This is a genomic window from Nocardioides sp., assembly GCF_031422975.1.
Classification (GTDB): domain Bacteria; phylum Actinomycetota; class Actinomycetes; order Propionibacteriales; family Nocardioidaceae; genus Nocardioides.
This window is the reverse complement of sequence record NZ_JANPEO010000130.1, coordinates 1-2,270: the sequence shown is the minus strand read 5'-3', so window position 1 is coordinate 2,270 and position 2,270 is coordinate 1. Positions and strand designations below refer to the sequence as shown.

The window sequence follows — 2,270 nt, the reverse complement described above, 5'->3', positions numbered from 1 at the left end:
TCCCGGCCTGGCTCAACCTGGCCGGGCGTCCAGCACGTTCCTGCCGCTGCTGGCCGAGAACCAGCCGCCCGCTCATCCCGCGTTTAGCATATTCACTGGTGCGTCACACCGCCGCCAATGACTCTCAAGACACTGGCGGTCGCCAGCTCGTTCTACGGCACGCCCACCCGACAAGTTCATCGGTGGATCCGGGCCAAGGCACTCGCGCTGACCGGGGTACCGCTCGAGGCTGTTGCGCCTCGGTCGACCTTCCCTCATGAAGCCCGTCCAAGAACATCGCGGAGTGGCTAGGGGACGCAGATGTGCTGGTACGGACGATCATCGAACTGCGCCGCCCACTCGGCCTCGGTGAAGTCTCGACCCGCAACCCTGCACGCGTACTCGATCGCGTAGTCGATGTTCGTGTTCCACGTATGGACCGCACCGCCCCACAGGGGCGCGATGAGCACCGAGTCCGCGTTGTCGCGGAATCCGGCCTCGTTGTAGCGCTGCTCGGTCGCCACTTCGGACATGGGCAGGCCGGTCTCCGCATCCCACAGGACGATGTTCGCTGCTCCGGAGGTCAGCAGTCGCCGACCGTCCGCGGAGTAGGTGACCGCCATGACAGCGTCCTTGTGAGCGACGATCGGGGGGCGCACCTGCCTGCCTGTGTCGACGTTCAAGACGAGCATTTCCCCGTTGAATCCGCCGACGGCAACGTGACGGCCGTCGGGGGAGAAGGCAAGCCTTCGGCCGTTGATTCCGAGTGCGCCATGGTTGAGAACTGCGCCCGACTCCAAGTCGACCAGCCACCATTGCCGGCTCGAACTGAGCCAGAAGTTGGATGCTCCCTGGAATCCGGTGAGTGCGACCGCCGTGTGGTCGTCGGGCCCGGCAGCCACGCAACAGACGGGGTCCTCGAGTCGCACGGACCGGCCGACCGGTTTGAGGCTGGTCGGGTCGAGCATCGTCACTAGCCCGGAAAGCTCCGCGATCACAAGACGGCTGCCGTCCGTGGAGTAGTCGATCCCGCTCACATTTCGACCCGCAGGTCGGCCTGCGATGCTCAGCTCGTCGGTGCGCGCGTTCCAGATACGGACCTCGCCGCCGGTAGCCAGCGCGAAGTGCACCCCGTCGGGGTGCCAGCTCCCGCCGCCCCGGCTGTAGCCCTTGCCTCGTTCGAGTCTGGTGCCGGGAGCGTCCCGTTGGACGTCGAGGAACCTGACGTGATCTCCGGACGGATAGGCGATGAAGTCGCCGCCAGGGGCAGGCTGCACGAAGCTGAGATCGGCAAGCCATGCTGGGGCGACAGCCGCCTGAGCAATAAAGCGCCGGTAGCCGGCGACGTCCCACTGACGCAGAGTCCGGTCGGATCCCGCCGTGTAGACGGTCGCCGCTCCTTCACCAAAGTCGATAGCCTCCCCGGCCTCACCCAGTGGCATCTGTGCCTCCAGCGTGCCCGACGCAACGTCCCAGACCAGGGCCTCCCTCTTGTTGTAGGTCACGGTTGCCACCCTGCTTCCGTCAGCAGAGAAGCTGATGTAAAAGCCGAGGTCCCCGTTGCCTCGAAGCCGCTGCACGAGCTCACCCGTTGCTGCGTCGAGCAGCAGGAGCCCGCCGCGACCGGGGGTGGCGAGCAGACTCCCGTCGGGACTCACCGCCAGAGTCTCGGTTGGTTCGTTCACGGCCATGGACTTGCCGGCGGCCAGGTCGTGGATGGTGAGTGGCGCGGACGTGTAGAGGAGGCGCCCGTCCGGGCTCAGCTCGACGAACGACGGGCCTCCCGTCAGCGGGATCCTCGTCGGAACCTGCGGCGAATCGACGTCCCAGACGAACGCCCAGCTCGAGGTCGACCGGATCGTGTTCTTGCCACCTTGGACGCGCGACATGGTGGCCGCCAGGCGACCTCCGTTCCCGCTGTACCTGAGGCCGAACAATTGCCACCGACGCTCGTGGACCCCGCCCGGTTGCACGGGAACAGGGCTCAGTGTGTCCGCGTCCAGGAGCATGACCGGTCTGCGGCTCGGCGCCGTCATGCTCACAGCAAGGACTTGCCCGTCAGGGCTGAACTGAACCTTCGCAGACTCCATGTTGATATGCCTCGCCGACCCCGCCTGGAACTCAGCCAACAGCTCGCCGGTGCCGATCCTGTACAGCCGGACGTGGTTCGCGGTGTCGTACGTCGCAACCGTCTCGTCGTTCGGGCTCACATCGAAGTACAGGATTCGGGAGCCTTCCATCGGCACCGACGCCATCAGTTGTGGATGTCTCGCCAACGCGGCGGTCAGGCT

Annotated in this window: 1 protein-coding gene; it reads right to left on the bottom strand. The window is 66.0% G+C overall.

Annotated elements, in window-relative coordinates; genetic code table 11:
* Nucleotides 1-287: 287 nt before the first annotated feature.
* A partial coding sequence (locus RMO85_RS04210) for a WD40 repeat domain-containing protein (protein ID WP_310526666.1) occupies nucleotides 288-2,270 on the bottom strand: 1,983 nt, incomplete at its 5' end.